24 protein-coding genes are annotated in these 26,411 nt (G+C 70.5%); 17 read left to right on the forward strand and 7 right to left on the reverse strand.

The features are described from left to right. Positions 1–73: 73 nt before the first annotated feature. On the reverse strand, positions 74–1,120 hold the full coding sequence (locus KNO15_RS10690) for a LacI family DNA-binding transcriptional regulator (RefSeq protein ID WP_241703706.1): 1,047 nt from the start codon (positions 1,118–1,120) through the stop codon (positions 74–76). 143 nt (positions 1,121–1,263) lie between these two features. Here KNO15_RS10690 and KNO15_RS10695 point away from each other — a divergent pair, with 143 nt between their 5' ends. Both KNO15_RS10695 and KNO15_RS10700 read left to right on the forward strand, forming a co-directional pair. Beyond that, a complete protein-coding gene (locus KNO15_RS10695; protein WP_241703707.1) occupies positions 1,264–2,658 on the forward strand; it encodes an MFS transporter in 1,395 nt (464 codons plus the stop codon). A 10-nt stretch (positions 2,659–2,668) separates the two neighbouring features. After that, complete coding sequence (locus KNO15_RS10700) at positions 2,669–5,134, forward strand: beta-glucosidase family protein (protein WP_241703708.1); 2,466 nt, start codon at positions 2,669–2,671, stop codon at positions 5,132–5,134. A 98-nt stretch (positions 5,135–5,232) separates the two neighbouring features. On the opposite strand, the gene KNO15_RS10705 is transcribed toward KNO15_RS10700, so the two are convergent. Continuing rightward, positions 5,233–5,640: a hypothetical protein gene (locus tag KNO15_RS10705; RefSeq protein ID WP_241703709.1), complete on the reverse strand. Its 408-nt coding sequence runs from the start codon at positions 5,638–5,640 to the stop codon at positions 5,233–5,235. Positions 5,641–5,800: 160 nt separating this feature from the next. On the opposite strand from KNO15_RS10705, the gene KNO15_RS10710 reads away from it, so the two are divergent. The 8 genes from KNO15_RS10710 (at position 5,801) to KNO15_RS10745 (ending at position 14,959) form a co-directional block, all read left to right on the forward strand. Next, a complete protein-coding gene (locus tag KNO15_RS10710) occupies positions 5,801–7,009 on the forward strand; it encodes an ROK family transcriptional regulator (RefSeq protein ID WP_241703710.1) in 1,209 nt (402 codons plus the stop codon). After that, entirely contained in the window at positions 7,009–7,962 is a 954-nt protein-coding gene (locus KNO15_RS10715) for a carbohydrate ABC transporter permease (RefSeq protein ID WP_241703711.1), read from the forward strand. The genes KNO15_RS10710 and KNO15_RS10715 overlap by 1 nt, the downstream gene beginning before the upstream one ends. Further along, entirely contained in the window at positions 7,955–8,770 is an 816-nt protein-coding gene (locus tag KNO15_RS10720) for a carbohydrate ABC transporter permease (RefSeq protein ID WP_241703712.1), read from the forward strand. The genes KNO15_RS10715 and KNO15_RS10720 overlap by 8 nt, the downstream gene beginning before the upstream one ends. 89 nt (positions 8,771–8,859) lie before the next feature. Continuing rightward, the gene (locus KNO15_RS10725; protein ID WP_241703713.1) at positions 8,860–10,101 is read left to right on the forward strand and encodes an ABC transporter substrate-binding protein; all 1,242 of its coding nucleotides are present in this window, start codon (positions 8,860–8,862) and stop codon (positions 10,099–10,101) included. 74 nt (positions 10,102–10,175) lie between these two features. Then, positions 10,176–11,333, forward strand: coding sequence for a glycoside hydrolase family 15 protein (locus KNO15_RS10730; RefSeq protein WP_241703714.1), 1,158 nt, complete (start codon positions 10,176–10,178; stop codon positions 11,331–11,333). Further along, on the forward strand, positions 11,330–13,558 hold the full coding sequence (locus KNO15_RS10735) for a glycoside hydrolase family 31 protein (RefSeq protein ID WP_241703715.1): 2,229 nt from the start codon (positions 11,330–11,332) through the stop codon (positions 13,556–13,558). Before KNO15_RS10730 ends, KNO15_RS10735 begins: the two co-directional genes overlap by 4 nt. After that, entirely contained in the window at positions 13,558–14,325 is a 768-nt protein-coding gene (locus KNO15_RS10740) for a hypothetical protein (protein WP_241703716.1), read from the forward strand. Before KNO15_RS10735 ends, KNO15_RS10740 begins: the two co-directional genes overlap by 1 nt. An 82-nt stretch (positions 14,326–14,407) precedes the next feature. After that, the gene (locus tag KNO15_RS10745; protein ID WP_241703717.1) at positions 14,408–14,959 is read left to right on the forward strand and encodes an isochorismatase family protein; all 552 of its coding nucleotides are present in this window, start codon (positions 14,408–14,410) and stop codon (positions 14,957–14,959) included. A gap of 3 nt (positions 14,960–14,962) precedes the next feature. On the opposite strand, the gene KNO15_RS10750 is transcribed toward KNO15_RS10745, so the two are convergent. Continuing rightward, positions 14,963–15,448: a hypothetical protein gene (locus KNO15_RS10750; RefSeq protein ID WP_241703718.1), complete on the reverse strand. Its 486-nt coding sequence runs from the start codon at positions 15,446–15,448 to the stop codon at positions 14,963–14,965. 39 nt (positions 15,449–15,487) lie between these two features. Between KNO15_RS10750 and KNO15_RS10755 the strand changes: the two genes are divergently transcribed. Next, positions 15,488–16,606: a class I SAM-dependent methyltransferase gene (locus KNO15_RS10755; RefSeq protein WP_241703719.1), complete on the forward strand. Its 1,119-nt coding sequence runs from the start codon at positions 15,488–15,490 to the stop codon at positions 16,604–16,606. 83 nt (positions 16,607–16,689) lie between these two features. Here the strand turns inward: KNO15_RS10755 and KNO15_RS10760 are convergent, their stop codons facing one another. Then, a complete protein-coding gene (locus tag KNO15_RS10760; protein ID WP_241703720.1) occupies positions 16,690–17,649 on the reverse strand; it encodes a glycerophosphodiester phosphodiesterase in 960 nt (319 codons plus the stop codon). Positions 17,650–17,820: 171 nt separating this feature from the next. Between KNO15_RS10760 and KNO15_RS10765 the strand changes: the two genes are divergently transcribed. The 5 genes from KNO15_RS10765 to KNO15_RS10785 all read left to right on the forward strand — a co-directional run bounded on the left by KNO15_RS10765 (position 17,821) and on the right by KNO15_RS10785 (position 22,580). Then, positions 17,821–18,528, forward strand: a complete 708-nt coding sequence (locus KNO15_RS10765; RefSeq protein ID WP_241703721.1) for a GNAT family N-acetyltransferase — start codon at positions 17,821–17,823, stop codon at positions 18,526–18,528. A gap of 136 nt (positions 18,529–18,664) precedes the next feature. Further along, entirely contained in the window at positions 18,665–20,197 is a 1,533-nt protein-coding gene (locus KNO15_RS10770; RefSeq protein WP_241703722.1) for an APC family permease, read from the forward strand. 119 nt (positions 20,198–20,316) lie between these two features. Beyond that, a complete protein-coding gene (locus KNO15_RS10775) occupies positions 20,317–20,952 on the forward strand; it encodes a hypothetical protein (RefSeq protein WP_241703723.1) in 636 nt (211 codons plus the stop codon). Between the two features lie 144 nt (positions 20,953–21,096). After that, a complete protein-coding gene (locus KNO15_RS10780) occupies positions 21,097–21,894 on the forward strand; it encodes a YcnI family copper-binding membrane protein (protein ID WP_241703724.1) in 798 nt (265 codons plus the stop codon). Beyond that, a complete protein-coding gene (locus KNO15_RS10785; RefSeq protein WP_241703725.1) occupies positions 21,891–22,580 on the forward strand; it encodes a copper resistance CopC family protein in 690 nt (229 codons plus the stop codon). The genes KNO15_RS10780 and KNO15_RS10785 overlap by 4 nt, the downstream gene beginning before the upstream one ends. A gap of 88 nt (positions 22,581–22,668) precedes the next feature. On the opposite strand, the gene KNO15_RS10790 is transcribed toward KNO15_RS10785, so the two are convergent. After that, positions 22,669–23,019 carry a hypothetical protein gene (locus KNO15_RS10790; RefSeq protein ID WP_241703726.1) on the reverse strand — a complete coding sequence of 117 codons (351 nt, stop codon included), beginning with the start codon at positions 23,017–23,019 and terminating at the stop codon, positions 22,669–22,671. A gap of 139 nt (positions 23,020–23,158) precedes the next feature. On the opposite strand from KNO15_RS10790, the gene KNO15_RS10795 reads away from it, so the two are divergent. Next, complete coding sequence (locus KNO15_RS10795) at positions 23,159–25,318, forward strand: ATP-dependent Clp protease ATP-binding subunit (RefSeq protein ID WP_241703727.1); 2,160 nt, start codon at positions 23,159–23,161, stop codon at positions 25,316–25,318. Positions 25,319–25,383: 65 nt separating this feature from the next. Here KNO15_RS10795 and KNO15_RS10800 read toward each other — a convergent pair whose 3' ends face one another. Continuing rightward, positions 25,384–25,899, reverse strand: a complete 516-nt coding sequence (locus KNO15_RS10800; protein ID WP_241703728.1) for a phage tail protein — start codon at positions 25,897–25,899, stop codon at positions 25,384–25,386. Between the two features lie 7 nt (positions 25,900–25,906). Next, on the reverse strand, positions 25,907–26,404 hold the full coding sequence (locus KNO15_RS10805) for a phage tail protein (protein ID WP_241703729.1): 498 nt from the start codon (positions 26,402–26,404) through the stop codon (positions 25,907–25,909). Between the last annotated feature and the right edge of the window lie 7 nt (positions 26,405–26,411).

Here is a 26,411-nt window from a genome sequence, read left to right on the forward strand (position 1 = left end):
CGCCCTGGGCAGTCGTACGCGGAGCGGGGCCGCCGTCCGCAATCGTGCGGCCACCTGCCCGAACGTGCGACCTTCACGGAGCGATCGCTGCCCGGACGCCCGCAACCGGGGGCGCACTCGACTCCCGCGCGACCATCCGCGCCGGCGGAGCCTCCAGTCGTTCGACGCGCTCGCCCGCCCGCATCCGGGTGTATGCCTCGAGCAGGTCCGTGGCGAGCGCCTCCGCGTCGAACGTCACCGTGCTGAGGCGCGGTACGAAGTCGGCTCCGGCCGGGTGGTCGTCGGCTCCGACGACCGCGATATCGGCCGGCACGCGCAGGCCCGCGTCCGCGAGCGCGCGGATGGCCGCCATGGCCAGGCCGTCGTCGGCCGCTGCTACTGCCGTCGGTGCTGCGGGGTCGTAGCGGAGGCCGTGGGCCCAGTCGCGCAGGGTGCGCGCGGAGGCGGCGGCGTGCGTGACGTCGAGTCGCACGCGCAGCCGCTCGGCCGCCTCCCGCGCTCCCGCGAGCCGCTCGGTGGCGGCAGGCCCCGGCCCGGCCGGCGTCACGTAGACGATGTGGCGGTGGCCGAGTGCGGCGAGATGCTCGATCGGGATGCTGCCGAACGGGCGCTGCGGGATGACGAGCGACGGCGCGTAGTCGACCGCGGCGGGGCCGTGCACGATGAGCGCGCGCACCCCCGCGAGGCGCAGCACCTCGGTGGCCGCCTCGTCGCACCGCTCCGCCTCGGCGAGCACGGCCTCCGGCCGCAGTTTCGCCCAGAGCTGGCCGGCTTCTGCGCCCGTCGCTGCGGTGTCGGCGTGCCGGAGCGCGTCCGTGCCGTCGTCGACCGTGCGGCCGAGGAGGGCGTCGAAGGTGCGCTCGACGGTCGCGCCGTGGTCGGAGGTGGAGGCCGCGAGCAGCAGGCCGGCCACGGCCTCCCCGCTCGCGAGCGAGCGGGCGGCGGTGTTGGGGGTGTAGCCGAGCAGGCGCGCGGCTTCGAGCACGCGGTGGCGGGTGTCGTCGGAGACGCGCGAGTTGGGCTTGTCGTTGAGCACGAACGAGACGGTGGCGCGCGAGACGCCTGCTGCGAGGGCGACATCGGCACTCGTCGGGGCTTTGACGACCTGCGGCGTGAACATGGTGTGTTCAGTCTAGGTCTCGGCACAGAGTCTGCTTACTCGCGTCAGCAAAACCGACCAACAGCTTGTATTCGGCCTCGGTGCTGTCGTATGGTTACGCGTGTTAGCACGCAACGTCGCCTGCTCTGAAAGGACACCTCCCCGTGACAACGCCGTCTGATGACTTCCCCGAACAGCCCCGCCCGGTGCAGCCCACCCTCCCGCCGAACCTGTCTGGCGCGCCCGACAGCGTGGCCCTCGGTTCGACCCTGACCACCGCCGACTCGGCGTTCTCGGCCGCCCCCACCTCCGCGGTATCGGCTCAGGCCCCGCAGAAGGTCAAGGTGCGGGGCAAGCTCCTCAAGCTGATGCTGTGGATGATGCTGGCGAACATCGCCGTGTTCGGGATCTGGGGAGCCGTTCCCGGCCTCCTGCTCCCGACACAGATCACGAACATCGTCGGTGAGAAGGCGAGCGTGGGGGCGTTCGGGCTCATTGCCACCATCGGCGCTTTCGCTGCGATGGTCGCTCAGCCGATCGCCGGCCTGGTCTCCGACCGCACCCGCAGCCGGTTCGGTCGACGGGCGCCATGGATGGTCGCGGGAGGTCTCCTCGGCGGTCTCTCGCTCGTCTTCATGGGCGCATCGAACACCATCCTCCAGCTGGGCATCGCCTGGGTCATGGTGCAGGTCTGCTACAACTTCGCCCAGGGGCCGCTCTCCGCGATCCTGCCGGACCGTGTGCCGAGCGGCGCACGAGGCACGTTCTCGTCGTTGTCCGGTCTCGGCCTCATGGTGGGTGCGCTCGGCGGCAGCATCGCCGGCGCGATGTTCCTCTCCAACGTGTCGGCCGGTTACCTCGTCTTCGCCGGCTTCGCGCTGATCGTCCTGGTGCTCTTCGTCGTCTTCAACCCGGACCGTTCGAACAAGGGCGAGCCGAAGCCCCCGTTCAGCCTCGGCGCATTCCTCCGCACCTTCTGGGTGAACCCGATCAAGCACCCGGACTTCTTCTGGGGCTTCACCGGCCGCCTGCTCCTGTACGCGGGCTACTTCATGGTGACCGGCTACCAGCTCTTCATCCTGCGTGACTACGTCGGCCTGGGCGCCAAGGCCGGGGCGTTCGTCCCGCTGCTCAGCCTCATCAGCATGGCGGGCACGATCATCACGACGCTGATCGGTGGACCGCTCTCCGACAAGCTCGGTCGCCGCAAGATCGTCGTCATCGTCGCCGGAACGATCATGGCGCTCTCGATGCTGTTCCCGTTGATCTTCCCGTCGCTCGTCGGGATGATGCTGTTCGCGTTCGTCGCCGGCCTCGGCTTCGGGGCGTTCCAGGCGGTGGACACGGCGCTCATGAGCGAGGTGCTGCCGTCCAAGGACGACTTCGCGAAGGACCTCGGCGTGCTCAACATCGCCGCAACACTCCCGCAGACGCTCGCACCCGGGATCGCGAGCATCATCATCCTGACTCTCGGCGGCTACACCGCCCTGTTCCCGATCGGCATCGTGATCGCCCTGCTCGGCGCCTTCGCGGTCCTCCCGATCAAGTCCGTCCGCTAGGAGCCATCGCATGACCGACATCACCACCGCCACCGACGTCGCCGACGAGTTCCTCGACGGCCTGCTCGGTTCTCTCTCCCTCGAGCAGAAGGTGCGCCTGCTCACGGGCGCCTCGTTCTGGACCCTGCACGACGAGCCGCAGATCGGGCTCGGGACGATCGTGGTCTCCGACGGTCCCGCGGGCGTCCGCGGGCAGCTGTGGGACGAGCGCGACTCCTCTGCGAGCCTGCCGTCGCCGACCTCCCTCGCCGCGTCGTGGGACGTGGAGCGGGTGCACCGGCTCGGCCAGCTCATCGCGGCGGAGGCCCGCCGCAAGGGCGTCGGCGTCGCGCTCGGCCCGACCGTCAACATCCAGCGCTCGCCGCGCGGCGGCCGCCACTTCGAGGGGTACAGCGAGGACCCGTGGCTCTCGGGCGTCGTCGGAACCGCGTTCGTCAAGGGCGTCCAGTCCTGCGGCGTCGGCGCCACGCCCAAGCACTACGTCGCGAACGACAGCGAGACCGACCGCATGACCGTCGACGTGCACGTGGACGAGCGCACCCTGCGCGAGGTCTACCTGGCCCCGTTCGAGCGCATGGTCGTCGAGGGCGGCGCGTGGCTGGTGATGTCGTCGTACAACTCCGTCAACGGCGTGACGATGACCGAGAACGAGCTGCTGCACTCCCCGCTGAAGGAGGAGTGGGGCTTCGACGGCGTCGTCGTCTCCGACTGGATGGGCGTGCGCGACACCGTCGCCGCGGGCCGGGCGGCGCAGGACCTCGCGATGCCCGGTCCGGAGGGCGTCTGGGGCGCCGCGCTGGTGGAGGCCGTGCGCGCGGGCCAGGTGGACGAGGCCGCGATCGACGAGAAGGTGCGCCGCATCCTCCGCCTCGCCGGGCGCCTCGGCGCGCTCGAGGGCGTGGAAGCCGCCGCACCGCTCGCGCAACCGTGGCCCCAGGAGAGCATCGACGCCCTGCTGCGGGAGGCCGCGGCCGACGGCATGGTCCTCGTTCGCAACGACGGAGTGCTCCCTCTCGACGCGTCGACGAGCCTGTCGGTCGCCGTCGTCGGCGAGCACGCCCGCATCGCCCGCACACAGGGCGGCGGTTCTGCGACAGTGTTCCCCGACCACGTCGTCACGCCGTACGACGGGCTCGTCGAGACGTTCGGCGCCGACCGCGTGCGTTACGCGGCGGGCGTCAAGTCGTCCGAGTCGGTCCTGCCGATCGACGGCCGCGTCGCGACCGACCCGGTCACCGGTGAGCCCGGCCTGCACGTGCGCTTCCTGAGCGAGTCGGGCGACGTGCTGCTCGACGAGCACCGCATGTCCGGCAAGCTCGCCTGGCTGGGCGACCCCATCCTCGGCGACACCGCCGTGGTGGAGGCCGTCGCCTCGTTCACGGCGCCGGAGGACGGCGAGTACGCGGTCGGCTTCGCCGGTCTCGGCCTGTTCCGGTTCGAGGTGGACGGCGAGCTGAAGAGCGACGGTCTGTTCTTCCCCGAGGGCACCGATCCGTTCATGGCGTTCCTGAACCCGCCCAAGCAGTCGTTCCCGGTGCGGCTGAAGGCCGGCGAGAGCGTGTCGTTGCGCCTGGAGCACCGACCGCAGCAGCAGGCCGGTCTCGCGGCTGTCATGTTCACCTTCGGTTACGAGGAGCCGTTCGCCGACCCCGATGCCGAGCTGCAGCGCGCCGTCGAGCTGGCCGCGTCCTCCGATGTCGCCGTGGTCGTCGTCGGCACCACCGAGACACTCGAGTCGGAGGGCTTCGACCGCGCGGGCCTGCGCCTGCCCGCCGGGCAGGACGAGCTCGTGCGCCGCGTGCTGGCGGCCAACCCGCGCACCGTCGTCGTCGTGAACTCGGGCGGTCCGGTCATCCTCCCCTGGCTGGACGACGCGCCCGCCGTGCTCCTCACCTGGTTCCCCGGACAGGAGACCGGAGGCGCGCTCGCCGATGTGCTCTCGGGCGCACGCGAGCCGGGCGGCCGCATGCCGACCACCTGGGCGGCGAACGAGGAGGACGTGCCGGTCTGGCAGGTCGAGCCGGTCGACGGCGCACTGTTCTACGACGAGAAGCTGAACGTGGGCTACCGCGAGTGGCAGCGTCGTGCCGCTCTCGGTGGCCCGGCCGCGGCCATCCCCTTCGGCCACGGCCTCGGCTACACGGAGTGGGAACTCGGCGAGGCGACCCTCGACGGGCACACGGTGAACGTGCCCGTCACCAACGTCGGCGCGCGCGCGGGCAAGCAGATCGTCCAGGTGTACCTGTCGCGCGTGTCCGAGTCCCCGATCGAGCGCCCGGTGCTCTGGCTCGCGGGCTACGCCCTGATCCGTGCGGAGGCCGGCGAGGCCGCGGTCGCGAGCGTCGAGCTCGAGCCGCGCTCGCTGCAGTACTGGTCGGTCGACGACCACGCGTGGCGCACCGAGCCGGGCGAGTACGCGGTGCAGGTGGGCACGTCCGTCACGGCGCTGGGGGAGCAGCTCCGCTTCACCGTGTGAGTGCGGGCCGCGCCGCCGGCCGTTGCGCGGTGCGGGCACGGAGAATGCGCCCTGGTGCGATGACCAGGGCGCATTCTCTCTCGTGCGCGTGCTGGGGGTTACCTCGTGGGTGTCAAGCGTGTGAAGTGCGCCGTGAGGCGAACCGACGAGTTGAGATAAGCGACGGCGATGAGGATCGACACGGCGACACTGAGCCAGACCAGAGGAGTCTGATCGACGCTGGAGGAAGCTGCTACGCCGACCGCCTGCGCCGCGAAGCCCCCCGAGAGCACGAATCCCGCGGCTGGTCGGGCCGTCATGCGCCACCAGCGGCGAGGTTCGTCGGACTCGTCCTCACCGCGGAAGACTCGGGTCAACGCGATGACGAGAGCAACGATCAACGCGCTTCCCGCGGCCGCGCCCCAGCCGGGCCCCAACCCCATGGCGATCAGAAAACCCGCGATGGCCACAAGTGCATAGCCGGCGATCGCTGAGGCGGCCTTGACCGAACCATCTCGAATCCGCATGGTTCAGCTTATGACTGCGTAGTCAGAGGAATTGCAGTAGGTGAAGCCGCAGTTGTTGAACGTCGCCCTCATGCGCTTCTTCTGAACCCTCGACAACCACGCCGTTGCTTTGTTCACGACTATGTTCTATGGTTTATTTAGTTCTGAACAAAGGAAGGCAATGGCGCTCTCATCCCCCTCGCGCACCGACGTCAATCGCACGGCGATCCTGGCTCATCTCGGAGCGCACGGACCGGCATCCCGCGCTGACCTCGCACGGCGGCTCAGCGTCTCGCCCGCCCTGATCACTCAGCTCGCCCGCGACCTGCTGGCCGACGGCCTCATCGAGGAGCTCGATCACGCGAGCTCCGGCGGCGGCCGCCCCGCCCGCATGCTGGGGCTCGTCTCGCGCACCGCGTCCTCCATCGGCGTCAAGGTCGCGCCCGACCACATCGCGTTCGTGGAGGTGGGCATCGACGGCTCGGTGCTGCGCTCCGCGACAGAGGCGTTCGACGCGGTCTCGCCGCTGGCCATCTCCGGGCTCGTGGAGCGCGTCGGCGCGTTCATCGCCTCCGGTGACGACAGTCGCGTCCTCGGTGTCGGGGTCGGACTGCCGGGCACCGTGCTCGAGCAGGGCGTCGGCGTCGTCGACTCCACGCAGCTGCGCTGGAACCAGGTCCCGCTCGGCGCGACCCTGCGCCGTGCCCTCGAACTTCCGGTGGTCGTCGAGAACAACGTCAACGCCTTGAGCGTCGCCGAGAAGCTCTTCGGCCAGGGGCGCGACTCCGAGGACTTCCTCGTCGTCACCATCGGCAACGGCGTCGGGGCCGGCGTCGTCGCGGGCGGCTCGATCCTCCGCGGCACGGCAGGCGGCGCCGGCGACATCGGTCACGTTCCCGTGGTCGAAGACGGCCCGCTCTGCCAGTGCGGCAACCACGGCTGCCTCGAGGCCGTCGTCGGCCAGGGCGCGCTGGTCGCCTCGGGGCGCGCGGCCGGGATCCTCGACGCCGCCGACGGCATCGACCGGCTCCGGGCGGCCGCCGACACCGGCGACGAGCGGGCGCAGCGGATCTACGCCGACGCCGGCCGGATCCTCGGCCGGGCCCTCGCGGGCGTCGTGAACGTCCTCGACCCCGAGCTGGTCGTCCTGCTGGGCGAAGGCGTCGAAGCCTGGACGCACTGGGCGGGCACGTTCGAACCCGCGCTCCGCGCGTCGCTCGTGCCGGGCAAGCGCGGCGTCGCCGTGGTGGTCGAGAGCTGGCAGGACGACCGCTGGGCCCAGGGCGCAGCCGCACTCGTGCTCGCGACGCCGTTCGACTCCGACGGGGTCGCCGGCGAGCAGGGACGGCTGGTGCGCGAACGGCTCGTCTCGACAGCGGGGGCGCGCTGATGGTCATGTCGGCCCTGCGGGCGGACCGGGTCGCCGAGCGCGGACTCGGCGGCTCACGACCCTCGCGCAAGCGCCCCGCCAGGCGCCGGCTCGCCTATGCGGGCACCGTCGCCGTGTTCCTGCTGCCCAGCCTCATCCCGCTCCTGGCCTTCGTCATCGGCCCGATGATCTCCGCGGCGTGGACGAGCCTCCACGAGTGGAACCTCATCGGCGACATGAAGTGGGTCGGCTTCGACAACTACGCCCACCTGATCTCCGACCCGACCACCCAGCAGGCCTTCCTGCACACCGTCTACTACATCGTCGGCTACCTGCCGCTGGTGTACGTCGGCGGACTCGCGCTCGCACTGGCGCTCAACTCGAAGCTGAAGGGCCGCGCCTTCCTCCGCGGCATCTACTTCCTGCCGGTCGTGACCAGCTGGGTCGTGGTCGCCCTCGTCTGGCGATGGCTGCTCAACCCGAGCGTCGGCGTCGTCAACTACCTCCTCAGCCTGGTCGGCATCCACGGCCCCGGCTGGTGGGCCGACCCGGCGTGGTCGATGCCGTCGATCATCCTCGCGTCGGCCTGGAAAGACCTCGGCTTCGTCATGGTCATCCTGCTGGCCGGCCTGCAGACGATCAACCCCGACCTCTACGAGGCGGCCGAGATCGACGGCGCCGGCTGGTGGCGGCGCCTGTTCAGCATCACCCTCCCGATGCTCTCCCCTTCGACGTTCTTCGTGATCGTGCTGTCGCTCATCAACGGGTTCCAGGTCTTCGACCAGGTGTACGTGATGACCGGCGGCGGCCCGAACAACTCCAGCCAGGTGGTGGTCCAGCAGGTCTACGACCTCACCTTCCGCTACGGGCAGGCGGGGATGGCGTCCGCGCTCTCGTGGCTGCTGTTCCTGGTCATCCTCGTGGTCACCCTCGTGCAGTTCTACGGCCAGAAGAAGTGGGTGAACTATGCGTAGCCCGGCCGCGAAGACGCTTCTCTACATCGCTGTCGGCATCGGCGCGCTGGTGATGATCTTCCCCTTCATCTGGACCGTGGTCACCTCGATCAGCCCGGGGGCCAGCCTCACGACGACGCCGAAGCTCATCCCGGACAACCCGTCGCTCGCCCCCTATGCGGAGCTCTTCCAGCGGGTCCCGTTCGCCCAGGTGATCGTCAACTCGGTGGTGATCGCCGCGATCAGCACGGTGTTCCAGCTCGTGACGAGCGCGATGGCCGCCTACGTGTTCGCGCGGCTCCCGTTCCGGGGGCGCGGTGCGATCTTCCTGCTCTACCTGGCGACCATGATGATCCCGTTCCAGGTGCTCATCGTCCCGCTGTTCGTGGAGATGAAGTCGCTCGGGCTCATCAACACCTACGCCGGCGCCATCCTCCCGACGATCGCATCCGCGTTCGGCGTCTTCCTGCTGCGTCAGGCGATCGGGACCGTGCCATACGAACTCGATCAGGCGGCCACCCTCGACGGCGCCGGCCACTTCCGGGTGTTCTTCCAGATCGTCCTCCCGCTCGTGCGCCCCGCGCTCGCGACGCTCGCAGTGTTCGGGTTCCTGAACACCTGGAACAGCTTCCTCTGGCCGCTCATCATCCTGCGCGACCCGCTCATGCAGACGCTGCCGGTCGCGCTGTCGAGCCTCCAAGGCCAGTACTCCACCCAGTGGGACGTGCTGATGGCCGGCTCGGTCATCAGCATCCTCCCGATGTTCGCCCTCTACGTCTTCGCCCAGAAGTACATCGTGCAGGGCGTCGCGGGCACCGGACTGAAGTAGTCCGGCGCCCGCTCCCCGCAACCCATCCATCGCACAGTCACCACCCACCCCACCACCCGAAACACTGCATCGAAGGAGATCGCACTCACATGAAGAAGTCACTCGTCGCCGGCATCGCCGTCGCCGCGCTCGCCGCGGTCGGCCTGGCCGGCTGCTCGTCCTCCAGCGGAACCGACGGGGGCAAGACCACCGTCACCTACTCCGACTTCATCTCGAACGGCGGCAACGAGAAGAACCTCCAGGCCATCGTCGCCGCGTTCGAGAAGGCCAACCCCGACATCACGGTCAAGGTCACCACCACCGACTACGCCAACTACTTCACCAAGCTGCAGACCGACCTCTCGGCCGGCACGCAGTCCGACGTCTTCGACGTCGACGCGGGCAGCTACGCCACCTATCAGGCGGACGGCGTGCTCGCCCCGCTCGACGGCGTCGACGCCGCCAAGTACCGCACGTCGGTGCTCGACACCTACAAGACCGACGGCAAGCAGTACGGCCTCCCGACCTCGTTCTCGAACGTCGTCCTCTTCTACAACAAGGAGCTCTTCGACAAGGCGGGCGTCTCGTACCCGACCAAGGACTGGACCTGGGCCGACGAGAAGGCCGCCGCCCAGAAGCTCACCGACAAGGCCGCGGGGGTCTGGGGCGACTACCAGCCGGTGACGTACAACGAGTACTACAAGGCGGTCCAGCAGGCCGGCGGCGAGTTCGTGAGCAGCGACGGCAAGAAGGCCGCGTTCGACGACGCGGCGGGCAAGAAGGCCGCCGACTGGATCGCGGGCAAGTCGGGCACGGTGATGCCGACAGCGGCCGACGGGGCCGGCACGGCCGACTTCGACACCAACCTCTTCAAGTCGGGCAAGCTCGCCATGTGGCACACCGGCATCTGGATGTTCAGCACCCTGGGCACACTCCCCTTCGGCTGGGACGTGCAGGTCGAGCCGGGTGACACCCAGAAGGCGAGCGCCACGTTCTCGAACGCGGTCGTCGTCTCGAAGGACGCCAAGAACAAGGCGGCGGCGCAGAAGTGGGCAGACTACCTCTCCAGCTCCAAGGAGATGGTGGATATGCGCCTGAAGTCCGGGTGGGAGATCCCGGCGATCAGCGACGACTCCCTGCTGAAGCCCTACCTCACCGCCGGCACCCCGGCCAACCGCCAGGCCGTCTTCGACTCCCTCGACCACGTCGCCGTCGCCCCGCAGCTCGGCGCGAACTCGCAGAAGATCCAGGACGACGTGACGAACGCCCTCGGCGAGATCGCGGCGGGTCGGCAGACCACGTCGTCGTCCATCCCGTCGACGGCCGACCAGGTCACCTCGCTGCTGAAGTGACGATCGTCCGGCCGCGCCGAGACCCCCCACTCGAGCGCGGCCGGGCCCTCCCTCTCGAACACGGAAGAACCAACGTGCATCGCTACACCGATTCCCCGCTCGCCGAGCACAGCAGGGCGTTGATCGCCCGCCTCCAGACCCCGGAGGGCGCCTACCCCGCCAGCCCGACGTTCTCCGCGTACACCGGCTACAGCTGGTTCCGTGACGGGGCGTTCATCGCGGACGGGATGTCATCGGCGGGCGAGGCGGCCAGCGCCGAGCGGTTCTTCGACTGGTGCGCCGGCGTTCTCGACGCACGGGCGGAGCACATCCGCTGGATCGTCGCAGAGACCGCTGCGGGCCGACCGCCGGCGGGCGCGCGGATGCTCCCCGCACGCTTCACGTTCTCGGGAGCGGACGGCGACGACGAGTGGTGGGACTTCCAGCTCGACGGCTACGGCACCTGGCTCTGGGCCGTCGTCGAGCACACCACGCGGCACGGCGGCGACGCCGACCGCTGGCTCCCGGCGATCGCCTCGACGGTGGACTATCTCGTCGCCTCGTGGGACCGCCCCTGCTACGACTGGTGGGAGGAGCACAGCGAGCACGTGCACGTCTCAACGCTCGCCTGCGTGGCGGCCGGACTCGACGCGGTCGCCCGCGCCGGACTGGTCGACGCGCGGCGGGCGGAGGAAGCGCTCGCCGCCTGTGTCGCCATCCGCGCTGTCGTCGCCGACCGCGGCATGCGCTCCGGGCACCTCGTGAAGTGGCTCGGCAGCACGGCCGTCGACGGGAGCCTCGCCGCCGCGCTCGCGCCTCTGGGCTTCGTCGCGCCGGCCGCGCCCGAGGGCGCGGCGACCATCGACCTCCTCGAGCGGCACCTCACCGTCGACGGCGGTACCCACCGCTACCTCGGCGACACGTTCTTCGGCGGCGGCCGCTGGCCGCTGCTCAGCTGCTTCCTCGGCCTGGCGCACCTCGCCGCGGGGAATCGGCCCCGCGCTCTCGAGCTGTACGACTGGGCAGCCTCCACCGCCACACCGGAGCTCGACCTCCCGGAGCAGGTCGGCGGCCACCTGATCGCCCCGCGCATGCGCTCGGAGTGGGTCGAGCGCTGGGGCAGCGTGGCGACGCCGCTGCTCTGGAGCCACGCCATGCTGCTCCGCCTCGGGGTCGAGCTCGACCGCGACGCGGCCTCTTCCTCGCACTCAGCACCCACGACCACCTCCGTCCTGGAAGGACTCGCACGATGATCCGTCACCGGCCCTCCGGCTCCGGTCACCCGTACTCCGTCGACACCGAGCAGCGGTGGCCGGTCGTCCCCGAGGCGGGAGGCTCCGCCACGCTCGGCGTGCGTGCCGACGCCTCGGTCGAGGGCGTCACGGTCGAGCTGGTGCGGACACCCGACGATGGCGGGGCCGCCGAGAGAGTGGAGCTCCCGCTCGTGCGGGTCGCGACGACCTCGCGCGGCCGCGTGAGCGACGGCGGCCATCTGGCCTCGGCTCAGGCCCGGCTCGCACGGGCCGTCGGGGGCTGGCAGGTCGACTCGCCCGAGCTGACCGCTGGGGCGGGCTACCGGTACCGGTTCACCGCCCGCCACGCGGACGGCCGTCTCGAGCGCACGCGCTGGTTCGACGTCCGCGCGGCGGTCTGGCGACCGGCTGCCGACGCCGTCGTCACGTCGGGCGACTCGCGTGTGGTCCCCGGCTCGGTCCGCGTCTTCGACGACGGCGCGCGGATCCACCGGGTGCGGTTCTCACTGCGGCTCGCGCAGGGCGAGCGGGTCACGGGGTTCGGCGAGCGCTACGACGCCCTCGACCACACCGGCACCGAGCTCGACTCGGTCGTGTTCGAGCAGTACAAGAGCCAGGGCGCCGAGCGCAAGACGTATCTGCCGATGCCGTTCGCGCACGTCGTCGGCGGCTCCGGATGGGGCTTCCACGTCGACACCTCCCGTCGCGTCTGGTTCGATCTCGGGGCCACGGATCCGGGACTGATCCAGGTGGAGGCGCAGACCGGGCCGGACGGCGCGCTGGCCGTCCGCTTCTTCGACGGCGACCCGACCGCGGTGCTCCGCGGCTTCCTCGACGGCGTCGGCCGCGCGGAGGAGCTCCCCGACTGGGTGTTCCGGCTGTGGGCGAGCGGCAACGAATGGAACACCCAGGCCGAGGTCATGCGGCAGATGGACCTGCACCGCGAACACGACATCCCCGTCGGGTCGGTGGTGATCGAAGCCTGGAGCGACGAGAGCACCTTCACGGCGTTCCGGGACGCCCGTTACGCGGTGAGCGAGGACGGCGGCCCGCATCGCCTCGCCGACTTCGAGTTCCCCGCCGACGGCGCGTGGCCCGACCCGAAGGGGATGACGGACGAGCTGCACGCGCGCGACATCAAACTGCACCTGTGGCAGATCCCGCTCATCAAGATGCGCCCGCATCCGACCGGTCAGGCGGCTGCCGACGCCAGCGGCGCCGTCCGCGAGGGCGTGCTGATCGCAGAGCCGTCCCCCGGCGGAGGAACGCGCCCCTACCGCAACCGCGGCTGGTGGTTCCCGCTCGCACTCATGCCCGACCTGACCGACGAGCGCGCAGCCGGCTGGTGGACCGAGAAGCGCCGATACCTCGTCGAGGAGGTCGGCGTCGACGGTTTCAAGACCGACGGCGGGGAGCACGCGTGGGGTGACGAGCTCGTCTACCTCGACGGCCGGCGCGGCGACGAGAAGAACAACACCTTCCCGGTGGCCTACGCCGCGGCCTACGGCGAGCTGCTCCGTTCCTCGGGCAAGGCGCCCGTGACCTTCAGCCGCGCCGGGTTCACCGGGTCGCAGGCCCACGGCGCCTTCTGGGCCGGCGACGAGAACTCGACCTGGGACGCGTTCCGCTGGTCGGTCGACGCCGGGCTCTCCGCCGCCGCGAGCGGCATCGTGTACTGGGGCTGGGACATCGCCGGCTTCTCGGGTGACATCCCCGATGCCGAGCTCTATCTGCGGGCGACCGCGGCGAGCGTGTTCATGCCGATCATGCAGTACCACTCCGAGTTCAACCACCACCGCACGCCCTCCCGCGACCGCACTCCGTGGAACATCGCGGAGCGCACCGGAGACGAGCAGGTGATCCCGGTCTTCCGCGAGCTGGTCCGGCTGCGCGAGCGGCTCATCCCGTACCTGTCGGCGTCGGCGGCGGAGACCGTCCGCACCGACCGTCCCCTCATGCGCCCGCTCTTCTTCGACCACCCGGCCGATTCGGCGTCGTTGAGCGGAACGAGCTGGATGCTCGGCCGGCACCTGCTCGTCGTCCCGGTGCTCGAGCCGGGTGCCCGCACCTGGCCGGTCACACTGCCGGCGGGAGAGTGGATCGACGTCTGGACGGGCGAGAAGGTCGTGGGCGGCCGGACGGTCGAGGTGGAGGCTCCGCTTGCACGCATCCCCGTCTTCGCCACGCCAGATGCCCCGGCCGAGCTCCTGGCGCTGTTCCGCTGATGGGAGGGGCGCTCGACTCCTTCGACGACTACACGCGGCGGGTGGAGACCTGGGCGCGCGCGGACCATCGCGTGCTCGGCATCGCCCTGCTGGGGTCGGGCGCCGACCGCTCCCGCATCGACGAGTGGTCGGATCACGACCTGCTGGTGCTCGCCCTCCCGGAGGCGGTCGACGAGCTGCGTGCCGACCTCTCCTGGCTGCCCGACGCGGATCGGCTGGTCGCGGTCGGCCGTGAGTGGCACGACGGGATCAAAGCCCTGTTCGACGACGGGCGGGTGCTGGAGCTCGGGATCGCCGACCCGGCCGGCCTGCGCTCCTTCCCGCTCGCTGCTGCGCAGGTCGTCTACGACGCGGGTCCGCTGGCCGAGGGTCTCGAGGCCGCGCGCGCCGGCACGCGGACGCGGGAGGTGGACGGCCCTGCCGACGCCGTCGCCGTCCTCATGGTCCAGCTGGTCGTCGGCGTGGGGCGCCTCCGGCGCGGCGAACGGCTGAGCGGGGGACAGGTCGTCCGCGGCGAGGCGGCGCTCACCCTCGTCGACCTCGTCCTGAGCCGGAGCGGCTGTGCGCATCCCGATCCGTTCGACGGGTGGCGCCGGTTCGAGACCGTCCGACCTGGGGCGGCTGCGCGCTTGGATGCCATCCTGGCGCGACCGGCCGAGGAGGCCGCTCGTGGCATCCTCGACCTCGCCGAGGAGCTCCTCGCTCCGGGCTGGGAGGCGTGGCCGGCAGCCGGGGTGAGCGCCGTCCGGCGGCGACTCTGGCCCTGAGCCGCCCGTGCGTCTTCCCGTTGTCTGACGCCGCGAGTACCGTCGCACGTGACCGCGAAAGGTGAACGCGAAGGGGGAGCAGATGACGACGCTGCACAACCGCGAAGGGTCTGCGCTGCTCGTGATCGACGTCCAGAACGGGGTGATCGGCGGCGCCTACCGACGCGACGAGGTCGTGGAGAACATCCGCGCGCTGGTCGATCGCGCTCGGGCCGAAGGCGTGCCCGTGATCTGGATCCAGCACTCCGACGACAACGTCGAGTACGGCAGCGAGGCGTGGCAGTACGTTCCCGAGTTGACCCGCGACGACGGTGAGGCGCTCGTGCCGAAGCACTACGCCGACGCGTTCGAGGAGACGTCGCTCGAAGACGTGCTGGCCGCGGCCGGCGTCGGTCACCTCGTGGTGACCGGCTCGCAGACCGACGAGTGCATCCGCTCGACCATCCACGGCGGCACGGTCCGCGGCTACGACGTGACCCTGGTCGGCGATGCGCACACCACGGAGGACCTCAGCGAGTGGGGAGCGCCGACGCCCGACCTCGTGATCGCCCACACGAACCTGTACTGGGGCAACCATCGGGCTCCCGGCCGCACCGCCGAGGTCGTGGGCGCGAGCGAGGTGGCCTTCCGCTGAGGGTCATCGTCCCGGCGCCTCGGGCAGCCCCGAGAAAGCGACCACCTCGAGGGTGACCGTGGTCTCGTCGCCCTCCGTGCGCTCCACGCGGATCGGCATCCCCGGAAGGCCGACCGCGAACCAGAACACCAGCACGGCGTCACCGCGCCGCACGGAGTAGCGGAGGCACGGCAGCCTCCCGAGCGGGCCGGCCAGCTCGACCCGCTCGATCGTCGTGCTCTCGAGCGGGAACGCGGCGTGCTCCTGCAGCTCCCGCCACGTCGACCGCCCGCGCTCGACGGGCCCGGCGGCCGCACCGCTCTCGTCGAGCGGGGTGTCCTCGATCCACGCTCCCTCCTCATCGTCGGAGGCGAAGCGGATGGAGCCGAGCCCGTGGGCCGTCCGGACGACCGAGACCCGCCCGACCGGGCAGCCCGCGCGGATCTCGGCGGCGGTGAACGGCGTGGGGGCGAGACCGGGGGCGAGGATGTGCGGGTCGGTGTCGGCCATGGGTCAGGGGTATCACAGCGCCCCGTCTGCTTGACTGTCGTGGTGTTCCCCTACGAGCAGCTGCGTCGCCGGCCCGACGTCGAGGCGCCGAACCTGTTCGCCGCAGACGCGGCGGACCGCCTGCTCGCCGACATCGCCGGGGACGTCGTGTTGCAGCGCGGTCTCGTCGTCATCGGCGACGCCTACGGGGCGCTCACACTGGCCGCGGCCGCGCGCGGCGCCCGGGGCATCCGCGTGCACCAGGATCCGTTGACCGCCGAGCGGGCCCTCGATGCCAATGCGGAGGCGCTGGGCCTCGGCGGCGGCTTCGAGCACCACGCGCTCGACGCCGGCCTCGTCGCAGGGGCGCGCGTCGTGTTGCTGCGGCTGCCGCGGAGCCTGGAGGCGCTCGCCGAGATCGCGGTGCTCGTCGCCGAGCACGCACATCCGGAGGTCGCCGTCTACGCGGGCGGCATGCTGAAGCACATGACGCCCGCCATGAATGCCGTCTTCGGCGAGGTCTTCGGCGACGTGCAGGTCTCGTTGGCCCGGCAGAAGGCGCGCGTGCTCACGGTGCGCGAACCGCATCCTGCCGCGGCCACGGTGCTCGACCGCTGGCCGGAGCGGGCCTTCGACGCCGGGACCGGCCTCCACGTCTGCGCCTTCGGCGCCGCGTTCGCGGGTGCGTCTGTCGACATCGGGACCCGCCTGCTGCTCTCGGTGCTCGACGAGGCGGTCCCGGAGGCGGTCACCGCGATCGACCTGGGCTGCGGAACCGGCGTGCTCGCCAGTGCGCTCGCGACACGACGGCCCGGTGTCCGGGTCGTCGCGACCGACCAGTCCGCCGCCGCCGTCGCCTCGACCGCAGCCACCGCTGCGGCCAACGGCGTCTCCGACCGGGTGGAGGTGGTGCGTGACGACGGTCTGTCCACCCGGCCCGATGCGTCGGCCGATCTCATCGTGCTCAACCCGCCGTTCCACATCGGAGGCGCGGTGCACACCGGTATCGCCCAGCGGATGTTCGCCGACGCGGCTCGCGTGCTCGCACCCGGCGGTGAGCTGTGGGCGGTGTGGAACTCGCACCTCGGTTATCGGCCGGCCCTGGAACGCACCGTCGGCCCGACCCGCCAGATCGCGCGCAACCCCAAGTTCACCGTCACCGCCTCCCGCCGCCGCTGACGCCGCTCCCGCAACGCCGAAGGGCACGTAAATGCCCTCAAAGCCGCTGGATAGGGGCGCTTGCGTGCCCTTCGGCGCCAAGCTCAGCCGCGCGCTTCGGCGAGCACCTCTCGCACGCCCGAGGCGACGATGCCGGCGGCGCCGCGTTGCAGCGCCCGCTGCGCCGCCGCGGCGTCGGGGACCACGTGCGCGAGCACCGGCTTGCCGTATGCCTTCACCCGCTTCCACACCGCCGGAGACGCGGTGTAGTCGAGTCCCAGCGTCGTCCAGCGCGACTGCGTCGACTCCAGGAGGTGCGGATCGGAGTGCAGGTCGGCGGCGTAGTAGTAGCCCCACGTGGGGTAGCCGCGGCGGCTCGCCTCCTGTGCCCACTCGGTCGCGGTGCAGTAGCCCTTCGCGACGAAGGTGCGCGTCGGTGCGGGCGCGCGCGCCATCATCGCGAAGAGCTCCGGATGGTGCTGCGCGGGAACGATCTTGGGGTCGACGTAGATGACGCGCGAGGCGGCGAACGCGTCGACGAGCTCCTCGAAGCGGAGGTAGGGCTGTGCGGGTTGCGCGGGGTTCGTCGTCTGGGCCGCCGTGATCCGGTACTGCGAGACCTCCTGCCACGTGTGATCGGCGGCGACGAAATCGGTCGTCCCCGACGTGCGGTCGAGGGTGGGGTCGTGGAGGCCGAACCAGACGCCGTCCTTCGTGCGGGCCAGCGAGATCTCCAGCGCCTGGGCGCCCAGCTTCGCGGAGTTGGCGTAGCCGAGCATCGACATCTCCGGCCAGTCCCTGGAGCCTCCGCGATGCGCGACCGTCAGCGTCGTCGACGGAACCGGAGTCGGCGTCGGCGTGGGGGCAGGCCCGAGAAGCCCGCCGCGACCGGTCAGCAGAGGCGTGACCACCGCGGCGCCGGCGGCGAGCAGCGCGACACCCGCGCCGACGGAGACGGCGACGACCGTACGGCGGGAGACGCCGCGCGGCTCAGCGCCGTCCGGATGCTCAGGAGGCTTCGGGCTCTCGCCGTCCGCGCCCCCACCCCGCTGCTCGTCGGTCATGCGACACCCTAGGCACATCTGCCTCCGGATCTGAAGTCACCCCGTCGGGGGTCGACCCGCGGGCCTGCGTGTCACCTATGAATCACTTCCACCCTTCTCACCGTGCTCCCACAGATCGCAGCCTCGGCATAGCGCTGCGGAGTTAGCGTCGAGGCAGGAGAGGAGGATGCTGTGGCCTCTTTCCCGCGCCGCCCTCATCCGCTGCTGCGCCACCGCAATCCTGTCTCCGGGCTGGTGGCGCTCCGAGTGCTGGGGGCGCTTCGATCGCTGTGGAGCGCCCCGGCCATCGGGAGGCCGGTCGAGGCGCACGAGGTGCGTACGGCGCGCCTTCTCCTGCGGCCCTACCGGCCGTCCGACGAGGCGGACTGGCGCCGCATCGAAGACGACGAAGCGGTGCGACGCGGCCTGGACTGGCCGTTGCGCACCGCCCGGCAGGTGAGAGAGCACCTGATCGACCGCACCGCCCACACCTCGCTCTCGCAGCCGGGCGACCTCCTGGTGCTCGCCGTCGAGCTCGAGGGCCACGTGATCGGCGATGTCTCGCTGCACCTCCGTACGGTGGCGGTGGAGACCCGGGTCGCCGAGATCGGCTGGCTGCAGCTGACCGCCGTCGGAGGTCACGGCTACGCCACGGAGGCGGCGCGCGCCATGCTCGCCATCGCGTTCGGTGAGCTCGATGCCTGCCTGGTGACGGCGGTGATCGATCGCTCCAACCTCCCGTCGGCCCGTCTGGCCCTGCGGCTGGGGTTCCGCCCCGCGGGTGGGACGTCCCGGTACGTCACGTTCGTGATCGCGGCGAGCGAGCATCAGCCTGCGCAGCCGGTCCGAGCGGCCTCAGAGGCACCGACCACCGGGCCGGAAACTGTCGATAATCTCTGAGATCACACAGAAATCTTTCGGTTTCCGTCACATTTCTCCCCAGTGACAACCGATTTCGTAGCGAAAAGTCTTGTCGTCGGGCCGTGGAGTTGCTAACGTCCCTCTGTCGCACACGCGACCCTAGCCAGGGAGAGCAATGACGCAGGACAATTCCCGGCCGGATTCCGTAGCACTCGACAACGGAGCCGACCCTCGCGGGGGCGAAGACAAACACGTGCTGCAGGCGGACGGGGTGAGCGCCGCCGGCTCCATCGTGATGGCCGTGGCGGGCAGTGCCCCCGCCTATTCGATCGCGGCGACGACCGCGACGCTCGTCGGCGCCGCCGCGCTCGGCGCACCGGCCGCACTGCTCTGGTGCGGCATCCCGATGCTCGGCATCGCCTGGGCGTTCCTCTACCTGGGGCGCGCCGATGTCAACGCCGGGGCTTCGTACTCCTGGGTCGCGCGTGCGCTGCACCCGATCCTGGGCTTCCTCTCGGGCTGGGCGCTCGTCATCTCGGCGACGATCTTCATGGTGGCCGGTGCGCTCCCCGCTGGAGCGATGACGGTCACCCTGTTCGCTCCGGATCAGGCCAACAACACGCTGCTCGTCACCGGGGTGGGGTCCATCTGGTTCCTCGTGATGGCGGCGTGCGTGCTCTTCGGCGTGCACGTGACGGCGCGGGCACAGTGGATCATGTCGCTCATCGAAGTCGGCATCCTCGTGCTGTTCGCCGTGCTGATGATCGTCCACGCCTCGAGCGGCGCGCACGCCGGTCCCTCCTTCTCCTGGGATTGGCTGGGCTTCAGCCACCTCACCGGCGCAGGGGTGTTCGTCTCGGCGGCACTCGTCGCAGCGTTCTACTACTGGGGCTGGGACGTCTCGTCGAACCTCAACGAGGAGACCAAGGACGGTCACAAGAACGCCGGGTCGGCCGGAATCATCGGCGTCGTCATCGTCTTCCTGCTGTTCGAGATCTTCACCATCGCGACGATGGTGATCCTGCCGGCCAAGACGATCGAGCACAACAGTGCGAACGTCCTCTCGGTGCTCGGCGACGCCGTGTGGCCGGGCATCGGCGGAAAAATCCTGGTGATCGCCGTCGCCCTGTCGACGATCGCCACGCTGGAGACGACGCTGATCCAGGTGACGCGGACGCTGTTCTCGATGGGCCGGGACAACACCATCCCGAAGATCTTCGGGACGCTCCACCCGCGCTGGCGGACGCCCGCGTTCGCGACGCTCATCGTCGTCGGCGTCTCCATCCTGCTGTTCATCGGATCGAACCTCGTCGGAGGCAGCATCGGCGACATCATGACCAACGCGATCGCCTCCATCGGCATCCAGATCGCGTTCTACTACACGCTGGCCGGCGTGGCAGTCGTGGTGGCCTACCGGCGGGTGCTGCTCAAATCGGCGAAGAACTTCATCCTGATCGGGCTCTGGCCGGCGGTCGGCGCCGTCTTCATGGGGTACATCTTCGTCGCGGGCATCTGGCAGAACTTCGCCTCGGCGGCGTGGATCGTCAACATCCTCGGCGTCGGTCTGATCGTCGTCGGCATCGTGCCGCTGTTGCTCTTCTACCGCAAGGCGAAGGGCTACTACACGCGCCGACCGCTGGAGCTCCCCGCCGAGCTCGACGCGAAGGCGCCGGCCAACATCGACGACAGGGATCCTGCAAAGCTCTGACGCCTCTCGACCCGGCGCGACCGCCGAGCATCCTCCAACCCCCGGATGCTCGGCGGTCGCGTCACTTCCGCCCTTCCACCGACTTCGACCGCGTGTAGAACGCCGCGTAGAGTGGGGCCATGAGTTCGCGCGGAGCACGGGTCGCCCGCGGCTTCGCCGCCGCGGGGGTCGCCACCCTCGTGGCAGCGCTGTTCCACATGGCGGGTGGAGGGCAGGCGCCGAGCGCCCTCGCCCTCACGCTCAGCCTCGTCTTCTCCTCGCTCGGCAGCATCGCCCTGGTGGGCGCGCGGGTCGCCGCGTGGCGACTGACCCTGTCGGTCCTGGTGAGCCAGTTCCTGTTCCACGCGCTGTTCACGCTGAGCCCGTCCGCGACCTTCAGCGGGATGCCGGCCGACGGCCACCTCCATGCGGGGATGCACCTGACCCTGGTGGCCGGTTCCCCCTCCGCGACGGGGATGGCCATGCCGGCGATGATCTTCGGCGACAGCCCGTGGATGTGGCTCTCGCACGCCGCCGCCGCCGTGCTCACCGTCGTCGTGCTGCTGCACGGCGAACGCTCGCTGCTGGCGGTCGCCCGGTTCGCGTTCTTCGCGCTGCGGCGGCTCGTCGACAGGGTCGCGGCCGTGCAGGCCGAGCCGATCCTGCGCCTCGGCTCGCCGGTCGCCGATGCCGCGCCGGCCCTGCGCCGGCTCGAGACCGTGCTCGACGGGAGACGGCGCCGCGGCCCGCCGCCGGCGTTCGTCCCGGCCGGCTGAGCAGCGCGCACGCCGCCGCCGTCCGGGGAATGCTCCCTCCCTCGCCGCACACCGCCCTGCGCCCGCAGTCGCGCGGCCGGCCGGGAGGCTTCCGCCATCCCCTCACCCGGCATGCCTGAGCGCTGCCGAGAATCGGACGAACCCATGAACAGCAGCACCTCGCGCAGCACCCTGCGCTTCCGCACCACTGCCATCGCCGGAACGGCATCCCTCGCCGCGATCGCCCTCGCCCTCGCGGCGCCGCTCGCCGCCAGCGCACATGTCCACGTCGACCCCGACCAGGCGGCGGTCGGCAGCTACGCCACGCTCACCTTCAAGGTCCCCACCGAGTCGGCGACGGCCGGCACGGTCAAGCTGGAGGTCGACCTCCCCACCGATACGCCGCTCGGGTCGGTGTCGTATCAGCCTCTTGCCGGCTGGACGACGCAGGTCGTGACCGACAAGCTCGCGAAGCCGATCAAGACCGACGACGGAACGGTCACGGAGGCGCCGGTCAAGGTCGTCTGGACCGCAGAGCAGGGCGTCCAGATCGCACCGGGCCAGTTCCAGCAGTTCGTGATCTCGGCCGGTGCGATGCCCGACACCGGCAGCATCCTCCTGCCCACGCACCAGTACTACTCCGACGGCACGGTCGTGGACTGGGACGAGAAGACCCCGGCCTCCGGAGCGGAGCCGGAGCACCCGGCGCCCACGGTCTACATCACCGACGCGCCCCCGGCCGCCGCGGGCTCCACTCCTGGGCTGCTCGCGACGCCGACCGCGGTCGCTCCGACGGCGCAGTCCGCGGCCTCGCCCGCTGCGGCCGCGACGGCGATCGGGCTCGGGATCGGCGGCCTCGTGCTCGGTGCCGCCGCGCTCGTCGTGGCGGTGCTGGCGCTGACCCGGCGGCCGCGTGCCGCCACTGCGCCGACGCCGTCCTCCCCGTCGGAAGGGACCAAGTGACGATCGTGGAGAACAGCACCACCGTCCGTCGCGGCATCGCGACCGCCGGCGTCGTTCTGCTGGCCGCCGCCCTGGCGCTGGCTCCCGCGGCGGCTGCCAGCGCGCACGACTACCTGGTCGAGAGCTCGCCGGCGAGCGGCGCCACGCAGACGGAACCGCTGACGCAGGTGAGCCTGACGTTCAACGACCGGGTGCTCGACCTGACCGGCGACGGCAAATCAGCCATCCTCCAGGTGACCTCGGGCGGCCGCTACTTCGAGACCGGATGCCCGACCATCCTCGATCGCGGTGTGACCGTGCCGGTGGCGCTCGGCGCGGCCGGAACGTACACCGTCGACTGGCAGGCCGTCTCGGCGGACGGCCACACGGTCTCGGGCACGTACGGCTTCGAGTACGAACCCGCGGCGGGCACAGCCCCGGCCTCGACCGGCTCGGCATCGCCCACCTGCGGAGCGCACACGACGCCTGGAACCGCGGAGGCGAGCCCGGGGGCTGTGGCCCCGACGCCTGGTGAGGCGGTGTCGACCGCGGCGCCGACCAGCGCGCCGTCGTCCACCGACAGTGGTCTCCCGCTCGTCATCGGAATCGGCATCGCGATCGTGGTCCTCGCCCTGATCGGCGTGCTCATCGTGATCCTCACCGCGCGCCGCAAGCCACCGACCCCGGACGACACTCCGCAGGACTGACCCTCGAAGGGCACGTCGTTGTCGCTTTCGGTCGCGAAAAGTGACAACGACGTGCCTTCGGCGTTCAGGCGTCACCGGGGGAGGAGGGTTACAAGCCGTCGTCGTGCTTGCGCCTCTTGGCGCTCGGCGCCTCCAGCAGCGAGAGCCAGAAAAGCAGCGCCAGCAGGCCGAAGATGATCAGCGCCAGCGCGAGGTCGGTCCACTCGAAGGGGATGAACGTGCCGTCGATGGAGAGCACCAGCACCGTCTCGATGATGCCGAAGAACAGGAAGAACAGGCCGAGCAGGGTGCGGGTCACCCGGATGCGCCCGCGTCGGTGCACCTCCACCCTCCGGAGTTCCACCATGAGGGTCAGCAGGAGCAGGGGGAGCACCTGCGCGAGCGTCGCAGCCGTGGCACTGTCCAGAAGCACTACACGCGCGTCCATCGGGTCGACCATGGTCTTCAGGCTAGTCGCAGGCTAGCTTGGGACGCATGGATCGCCGAGCGTGATCGGCCACCCGGAATACCTCTCGCCAAACCAAAGTTGAGCCTAGTAGACTCAACTCTGTACAGGACTTCGAAAGGAACAGCGGAGAATGGCGAACATGCAAGGCGCCCCCTCCACGCAGGAGGAGGCGAAGAGCGCCCTCGAACAGTACGGCATCAACCTCACCGAGATCGCGAAGAGCGGCAAGCTCGACCCGGTGATCGGGCGTGACGCCGAGATCCGGCGCGTGAGCCAGGTGCTCACCCGGCGCACCAAGAACAACCCCGTGCTCATCGGCGAGCCCGGCGTCGGCAAGACCGCCGTCGTGGAAGGTCTCGCGCAGCGGATCGTCGCCGGCGACGTCGCCGACTCGCTCAAGGGCAAGCAGCTCGTGTCGCTCGACCTGTCCGCCCTGGTCGCCGGCGCGATGTACCGCGGCCAGTTCGAAGAGCGGCTGAAGGCAGTCCTCAAGGAGATCAACGACGCAGAAGGCGAGATCATCACCTTCGTCGACGAGCTGCACATCCTCATGGGCGCCGGCGGCGGTGAGGGGTCCGTCGCGGCGTCCAACATGCTCAAGCCCATGCTGGCCCGCGGCGAGTTGCGCCTGATCGGTGCGACGACCCTCAACGAGTACCGCGAGTTCATCGAGAAGGACGCCGCGCTCGAGCGCCGCTTCCAGCAGGTCTACGTCGGCGAGCCGAGCGTGGAGGACACGGTCGCCATCCTGCGCGGGCTCAAAGGCCGCTACGAGGCGCACCACGGGGTCACGATCGAAGACTCCGCCCTGGTCGCCGCGGCCTCCCTCTCGAACCGCTACATCACCGCGCGGCAGCTGCCAGACAAGGCGATCGACCTGATCGACGAGGCCGCCAGCCGGCTGAAGATGGAGATCGACTCCGCCCCGGTCGAGATCGACACCCTGCAGCGCCAGGTCGAGCGCATGAAGCTCGAAGAGTTCGCGCTCAAGAAGGAGAAGGACGAGGCCAGCAAGGAGCGCCTCGAACAGCTCCGTCAGCGGCTCCACGAGCAGGAGGCCGAGCTGGAGGCGCTGCAGGAGCGCTGGCGGGCCGAGAAGGCCTCCCTCAACCGGGTCGGCGAGCTGCGCTCGCAGCTCGAAGAGGCGAAGACCCGACGCGACGTCGCCCTGCGCGACGGCCGCTACCAGGAGGCTTCGCGCATCGAGTACGAGACGATCCCCGGCATCGAACGCGAGCTGGCGGAGGCCGAGCAGGCCGAGCAGAACCCCGACCACCCGCGGATGGTGAACGAGCAGGTCACCGCAGACGACATCGCGGCGGTCGTCGCCGCGTGGACCGGCATCCCGGTCGCCCGGCTCACGCAGGGCGAGACCGAGAAGCTGCTGCACCTGGAGCACGAGCTCGGACGCCGCATCATCGGCCAGAAGAAGGCCGTGCAGGCGGTCGCCGACGCCGTGCGCCGCACGCGCGCCGGCATCTCCGACCCCGGCCGCCCGACGGGCTCGTTCCTGTTCCTCGGCCCGACCGGTGTGGGCAAGACCGAGCTCGCGAAGGCGCTCGCCGCGTTCCTGTTCGACGACGAGAAGGCGATGGTGCGCATCGACATGAGCGAGTACGGGGAGAAGTTCTCCGTCTCCCGGCTCGTCGGCGCTCCTCCCGGCTATGTCGGTTACGAGCAGGGCGGCCAGCTGACGGAGGCCGTGCGGCGCCGTCCGTACTCGGTCATCCTCCTTGACGAGGTCGAGAAGGCGCACCCCGAGGTGTTCGACGTGCTCCTGCAGGTGCTCGACGACGGTCGGCTCACCGACGGCCAGGGCCGCACGGTCGACTTCCGCAATACCATCCTCATCCTGACGTCGAACCTCGGAAGCAACTTCCTGGTCGACCCGACTCTGAACGAGACGGAGCGCGAGGAGGCCGTGCTGCAGCTGGTGCGTCAGGCGTTCAAGCCGGAGTTCGTCAACCGCCTCGACGACATCGTCGTGTTCTCCGCCCTCACCCAGGAGGAGCTCGGCGAGATCGTGGAGTTGAACATCGACCGCCTGATGGGGCGGCTGGAGGAGCGCCGGCTGGAGCTGGCGGTCACCCCGGACGCCCGACGCTGGCTGGCCGAGCGCGGCTACGACCCCATCTACGGCGCCCGCCCGCTCCGCCGCCTGATGCAGCGCGAGATCGAGGACAGGCTGGCCACCGAGTTGCTCGCGGGAGAGATCCGCGACGGCGACCAGGTGCGCGTCGACCTCGACCCGTCGGGGGACCGCCTCACCGTCGCCCCCATCCGCGAGTAGCGGCTGAGACGTGAGCAGGCGCGGGAACCCGTCACGGATTCCCGCGCCTGCTCACTCTTCGGCGGCTACTGCCGCGACGGGTAGACGCCCTGGGTGGCGATGATGTAGTTCAGCACCAGATATGGCTGCATGTTGTTGTGGGGGAGGGAGCCGCCGGCGGGCGCGATGGCGTCGGGTGCGAGCGCGACACTCGGCCCCGTGCCGTACGCGTTCTCGGGGGTCCGGCCGACCCGCGGCCGGGCGAAGGTCGCGCCCGTGGGGTCGGTCGTCGCTCCCGCGGCGGACGACACCTGCAACTGGTGGTTGTGGGGCGGCATCTCACTCTGGGTCAGAGCCACGGCCTCCGCCCCTCCCTGCTGGCCCAGCGGGAACAGATCGCCGTCCGCACCGAGCACGGTCAGGCCCTGCAGGTTCGGCAGGGCGAACGTCGTCTTGCCGTCGCCGCCATAGGTGGTGCCGAGCAGCGAGAACAGCGCGGTGTTCTGCGACAGCGGCAGGATCTGCCCGGAGCAGAACGCCCATCCCTTCGGTGCGAAGTTGAAAGGGACGAGCCGGATCTCGGCAAGGAACGGATCGCTCATGGTGGCCTCAGTTCTGCGACGGGAAGATGCCCTGCAGGGCGATGACGTACTGGACGACGAGGTACGGGGCCGTGTTCTGGTGTGCCTGACCGCCGCCGGCCTCGGTCACGCTGCTCGCGGCCATCGCGCCGGCGGCCTTCGTCGAATAGGCGGCTTTGCCGGGCTGGGCCAGCACCGTCGAGGACGTCGGGGTCCCCACCGTCGCCGCAGACGCGACCGCGGCGGGATGCAGGTGCGCCGGCATCTCGGGCACAGTCAGGGTGTGTGCGTACTCGCCCCCGATCTCGCCGAGGGTGTGGCCGTTGCCGACGCCGACGGGCACCCGTCCCTGCAGGTTCGGTAGTGCGAAGGTGACACGGCCGTCGCCGCCGAAGGTGGTTCCCAGCAGCGAGAAGAGCGCCTGGTTCTGGTTGATCGGCATGAACTGGCCGTTGCACAGCGCCCAGCCCTTGGGGGCGAAGGGGAAGCTGACGAGTCTGATCTCCGACAGGAAGGGTTCGCTCACGGATTGT

Origin of the sequence: Leifsonia shinshuensis (genome assembly GCF_022606355.1) — a bacterium.
Lineage (GTDB): Bacteria > Actinomycetota > Actinomycetes > Actinomycetales > Microbacteriaceae > Leifsonia > Leifsonia shinshuensis_B.

Excerpts from the sequence above, each read along its gene's own strand:
- KNO15_RS10745 (WP_241703717.1), top strand. The coding sequence starts at position 14,408 with ATGACGACGCTGCACAACCGCGAAGGGTCTGCGCTGCTCGTGATCGAC.
- KNO15_RS10740 (WP_241703716.1), top strand. The coding sequence starts at position 13,558 with ATGGGAGGGGCGCTCGACTCCTTCGACGACTACACGCGGCGGGTGGAG.
- KNO15_RS10795 (WP_241703727.1), top strand. The coding sequence starts at position 23,159 with ATGGCGAACATGCAAGGCGCCCCCTCCACGCAGGAGGAGGCGAAGAGC.
- KNO15_RS10700 (WP_241703708.1), top strand. The coding sequence starts at position 2,669 with ATGACCGACATCACCACCGCCACCGACGTCGCCGACGAGTTCCTCGAC.
- KNO15_RS10750 (WP_241703718.1), bottom strand. The coding sequence starts at position 15,448 with ATGGCCGACACCGACCCGCACATCCTCGCCCCCGGTCTCGCCCCCACG.
- KNO15_RS10720 (WP_241703712.1), top strand. The coding sequence starts at position 7,955 with ATGCGTAGCCCGGCCGCGAAGACGCTTCTCTACATCGCTGTCGGCATC.
- KNO15_RS10790 (WP_241703726.1), bottom strand. The coding sequence starts at position 23,019 with ATGGTCGACCCGATGGACGCGCGTGTAGTGCTTCTGGACAGTGCCACG.
- KNO15_RS10760 (WP_241703720.1), bottom strand. The coding sequence starts at position 17,649 with ATGACCGACGAGCAGCGGGGTGGGGGCGCGGACGGCGAGAGCCCGAAG.
- KNO15_RS10775 (WP_241703723.1), top strand. The coding sequence starts at position 20,317 with ATGAGTTCGCGCGGAGCACGGGTCGCCCGCGGCTTCGCCGCCGCGGGG.
- KNO15_RS10705 (WP_241703709.1), bottom strand. The coding sequence starts at position 5,640 with ATGCGGATTCGAGATGGTTCGGTCAAGGCCGCCTCAGCGATCGCCGGC.
- KNO15_RS10710 (WP_241703710.1), top strand. The coding sequence starts at position 5,801 with ATGGCGCTCTCATCCCCCTCGCGCACCGACGTCAATCGCACGGCGATC.
- KNO15_RS10715 (WP_241703711.1), top strand. The coding sequence starts at position 7,009 with ATGGTCATGTCGGCCCTGCGGGCGGACCGGGTCGCCGAGCGCGGACTC.
- KNO15_RS10800 (WP_241703728.1), bottom strand. The coding sequence starts at position 25,899 with ATGAGCGATCCGTTCCTTGCCGAGATCCGGCTCGTCCCTTTCAACTTC.
- KNO15_RS10735 (WP_241703715.1), top strand. The coding sequence starts at position 11,330 with ATGATCCGTCACCGGCCCTCCGGCTCCGGTCACCCGTACTCCGTCGAC.
- KNO15_RS10780 (WP_241703724.1), top strand. The coding sequence starts at position 21,097 with ATGAACAGCAGCACCTCGCGCAGCACCCTGCGCTTCCGCACCACTGCC.
- KNO15_RS10770 (WP_241703722.1), top strand. The coding sequence starts at position 18,665 with ATGACGCAGGACAATTCCCGGCCGGATTCCGTAGCACTCGACAACGGA.
- KNO15_RS10725 (WP_241703713.1), top strand. The coding sequence starts at position 8,860 with ATGAAGAAGTCACTCGTCGCCGGCATCGCCGTCGCCGCGCTCGCCGCG.
- KNO15_RS10690 (WP_241703706.1), bottom strand. The coding sequence starts at position 1,120 with ATGTTCACGCCGCAGGTCGTCAAAGCCCCGACGAGTGCCGATGTCGCC.